Source organism: Winogradskyella sp. UBA3174, assembly GCF_002364335.1.
In the GTDB taxonomy this organism is placed as follows: domain Bacteria; phylum Bacteroidota; class Bacteroidia; order Flavobacteriales; family Flavobacteriaceae; genus Winogradskyella.
Map to the genome: position 1 here is coordinate 1 of NZ_DEXW01000010.1, position 3,889 is coordinate 3,889.

Annotated in this window: 5 protein-coding genes and 1 pseudogene; all 6 read left to right on the forward strand. The window is 28.6% G+C overall.

Features of this window, described 5'->3' with window-relative positions:
- The first annotated feature begins 102 nt into the window (after positions 1-102).
- A complete protein-coding gene (locus B2U95_RS01075) occupies positions 103-666 on the forward strand; it encodes a hypothetical protein (RefSeq protein ID WP_296311554.1) in 564 nt (187 codons plus the stop codon).
- A gap of 2 nt (positions 667-668) precedes the next feature.
- Positions 669-1,100, forward strand: coding sequence for a hypothetical protein (locus tag B2U95_RS01080; protein WP_296311558.1), 432 nt, complete (start codon positions 669-671; stop codon positions 1,098-1,100).
- Between the two features lie 557 nt (positions 1,101-1,657).
- A complete protein-coding gene (locus tag B2U95_RS01085) occupies positions 1,658-1,867 on the forward strand; it encodes a hypothetical protein (protein ID WP_296311560.1) in 210 nt (69 codons plus the stop codon).
- A gap of 49 nt (positions 1,868-1,916) precedes the next feature.
- Complete coding sequence (locus B2U95_RS01090) at positions 1,917-2,654, forward strand: GLPGLI family protein (protein ID WP_296311562.1); 738 nt, start codon at positions 1,917-1,919, stop codon at positions 2,652-2,654.
- Between the two features lie 85 nt (positions 2,655-2,739).
- Positions 2,740-3,366: pseudogene (locus B2U95_RS01095) on the forward strand (GLPGLI family protein); the annotation flags it as partial.
- 26 nt (positions 3,367-3,392) lie between these two features.
- A partial coding sequence (locus B2U95_RS01100; RefSeq protein ID WP_296311566.1) for a carboxypeptidase-like regulatory domain-containing protein occupies positions 3,393-3,889 on the forward strand: 497 nt, incomplete at its 3' end.

Below are 3,889 nucleotides of genomic sequence, written 5' to 3' on the forward strand. Positions count from 1 at the left end.
TTTAACGACTACCTAGAATTTGACGGTGGTTTTGGTAGACTAATTAATGTTTAAGTTGAGCTATAAGTTGTAGTGGTCAATTTTTTTAGATATCTTATACAAATGAAGATTAAAATCTTTCTAAAAATATTTATTTGTCTCTTGGCTATTAAAAGCCAAGGACAAAACGATGATGAATTTGTCGGAAAAACTGATTATTTCGAATTCATAAGTAAGAAATATAAAATAGACAGCACAAGCATCTATTATACCGCAGATTCAACTAAAAAAACTATTTTCCTTTTCCCTTCATTCACTTATTTTATTAGAAAAGATAAAATTATAACCATAGAAGAAGTCGCAAATAATATCGGGTCCTATTGCCCACCAAAAAAATTATTTGGGCAACTTAGTTATGATCTTGTTTCTGAATTATTGGACAAACAAAATTATGAAGTCGATCTAACTCTCAAAAATTTAAATTCAAATGAAATTTTAAACCAAAATGAGGAAATAGTTGCTGTATTTTTATTTTCTGTAGACTTCAAAAAATCAGGGATTAGATATATTAAAAATAAACTTGAAGATCTAGGATTTAAAACCATTATTCTTTCTATGGATATGCCATCTATCAATGGGATTATAGATTATTCTAAAGTGAATCAAATTCGTGTGAAAAAAAACTAACTATGAAAAATCTAGCATTTGTTTTAATTATGGTTGCTACGCTTCCCTTTATCCATTCTCAAGAGGCAGATATAAAATCGCATTCATTTTCGACAATAAAATTACAAAGGAAAATAGTATTTGAACCTATTTTAGATTCCAAGAATACACCTTATTATGAAAAGACATCTTTTTTGTTATCTGAAATTAACAAAGCAAATTATAACATTACTGCTGAGGAATTGAATGCTCGTTTATTTGCTAACATTAAAATTATAGAAAATACCTATTTAGACCAAGAACAATTTTTAAGGGGTTGCGGTTACTTAGAAGCTGGCGTCACTAATCCTGTTGATGGTGCAGGTTTAATGTTTTCAATGGTTCTTAACAATTTTGTAAATAATATTCTTCTTACAAAAGGTATTTTTGGCAAAAATTATTATCTTAAAAGGTGAAGGGGAAAGATCCTTTTTGATGGTGAAAATATTTTTTTAAGAAAGAAAGAAGGATTTTTATTGAGAAGCTGAAACCTGCTTAACTAAGACAAAAATCATTTTTTATTATTCTTAATCAAATCTTATTACACAAAAACAATGTTAAACTCCAAACCCAAAACTGTTAAAGCTTATCGTTTGTTAATCAGATAATTACGGGAAAACCGTAATTGAAAAATAAATTAAAAAATCTCACATTTTTTTTGGTTACTTCTGTTTTTTTTTTATAAATTTATTTTGTTGAAAGTATAATTTTGGGTCATTTAGAAGTCACTCAGAAAAATGCGGACAGCAAAAATGTTTAAACACCTAGCTTGTGCAAGCTTTTTTATTTTATCCCTTAAGATTAAAATTAACAGCACAAAAAAGACTTCTACAAAATTGACTTCTACTTCTCATTCCCTTTATGAGAAAAAAATTGACTTCTAATTATAAGACTTCTATCTCCCTAAATTTTAGGGAAAATTATTTATTAATCAACCTATCTTAAAAATGTGATGGGTTTAAAATCTTAAATTATGAAGAATAAAGTTTTTAGCTTTGTGGCTGTAGTATTGTTTATGAGCAGTTCTCTTAATGTTAATACTAATATGCAATTTGATGATAATTCAGCTTGTTTTGATTACGCTGATAAGTGGGCTAATATAGTTGGGTTTTGGAATTCACTATCTCATTACGATGAATATTTAGTTTTTGAAGCTTTATACGATGACTGTATCAATCAATAATAAATGTTGGGCATAAAATTTATGCCCTCATTTTTTAATTCAAATAATTATGCAAAAATATATATTATTAATTACGTTATTACTTTCTATTAGCTTTTGTTTTTGCCAAGCTAAAGGGAAAGCCTATTATGCAAAAAAAATTAATGCTGAGTTCGAGAAAAGATTAGACTCCTTATCTAATGAACCTGGAAACCCTTTAAAATCTTTAGATAAATCGACACAAGACTTAGAGTTTATTTTAACATTTAATCAGGAAATTGCTATTTATAAGGAAACTGAAAAAATGACATCTGATAATAGTAAAACGTCTAATAAGCTGGCAAAAATTTTGTCCGGATACTCTGGGCCATCATATTTTGACTTTAAAAACAAGAAAATAATTTTTACCAAAGATGTGTTTAATGAATTATACTTAGTTAACAAAGAAATTTCAAGTTTAGAATGGGTTTTAACAAAAGAAAAATTAGTCATTAATAATTTGAATTGTTACAAGGCAATGACTTCTGTTATTACTGAAGGCAGTAGTGGCATAAAGGAAGTCCCTATAATCGCATGGTATACAACAGATGTAAATGTCTCAGCAGGACCTGATGGTTTTGGTGGATTACCAGGTTTGATTATACAATTAGAAAAAGGGAACTTTATTACAGTTTTAACCAAAATTGAGATTTCAGATAAAAATAATAAATTAGAGCTACCAAAAGAAGGAAAAAATATCAGTGAGGATGATTTTAATGAATTGGTAAAAGAAATGGTAGTCAATCGAAGAAAATATAATAAAGGATAAGCAATCTGTAGTACCCAAAATAAAGTAATTATGATTCTTAATAGAATAATAACAATTACATTGATTTTATTTACATAGTTTTTCTCAAAGCAATGGCAAAGCATATTATTATAAAATTTCTAATTATAATCTAAAAAGTTTAGAAACTAATGCAAAATCGCGAAAACCAAATAAGACTATTGATGAAACTATTAATGAAATGGAGTTTTTATTGAAATTTAATGATTCAGTTGCAGTATATGAAGTCATCAATGACAATAAAGCTATTGATGATATGGCTATTTCTTTTTCAGGATACAGAGGTGTATTCTATTATGATTTAATTAAAGAAAAAAATATTAAGAAACAAGGTAAATATCTAATTGAGAAGGATTTTAAAGATTTTAATTGGACGTTAACTGATGAAGTATCTATAATTGATTCTCTTGTTTGCTATAAGGCTATTTCGGCAATAAAAATTAAACGCAAAAGAAGTGAAATCTTTAAACCCGTTACAGCATGGTACACTACCGAAATTTGTGTCTCTATTGGACCAGATGGTTTTTCAGGTTTACCAGGTTTAATTGTTGAACTACAAATTGATAGAGTAATAACTCGATTACGGAAAATAGATTTTACAGAAAATGATTTAAATATTGAACTTCCGAATAAAGGTAAAAGAATGACAGAAAAAGAATTCGAAATTTATATTGAAGATTTAATTAAAGATTAAAATGGAAAGAATTAGAGTTTATATCTATGGATCAAAAAAAAAAATGGATTCGAATATTATTATTTACCATTAATTTTACATTATATGGCTTTGCCCAACAAACCCTAGTCCAAGGCAAAGTAACCGACTCCATTCAAAACCCATTACCCTACGCTAATATCCTTGCCATTCCGCAAGCAAATGACCAAGACGTAAAATTTGCCATTTCAGAAAATGATGGCAGCTACAAACTAGGTCTAGTCAAAAACCAAACTTATGAGATTACGGTAAGTTATTTGGGGTACAAACCACAAACACTCACCATAACTACAGCAGACCAAGATGTTATTAAAAACTTCACCCTCAAAGAAAACCCAGACCAGTTGGATGAGGTCATTATAAAATACACACCACCAATTACCGTTAAAAAAGACACCATAACCTACGATGTTACCAAGTTTGTTACTGGCGAAGAACGTAAACTCCGAGATGCCTTAAAAAAATTACCAGGAGTGGAAGTTGATCGCGAAGGCAACGTTATGGT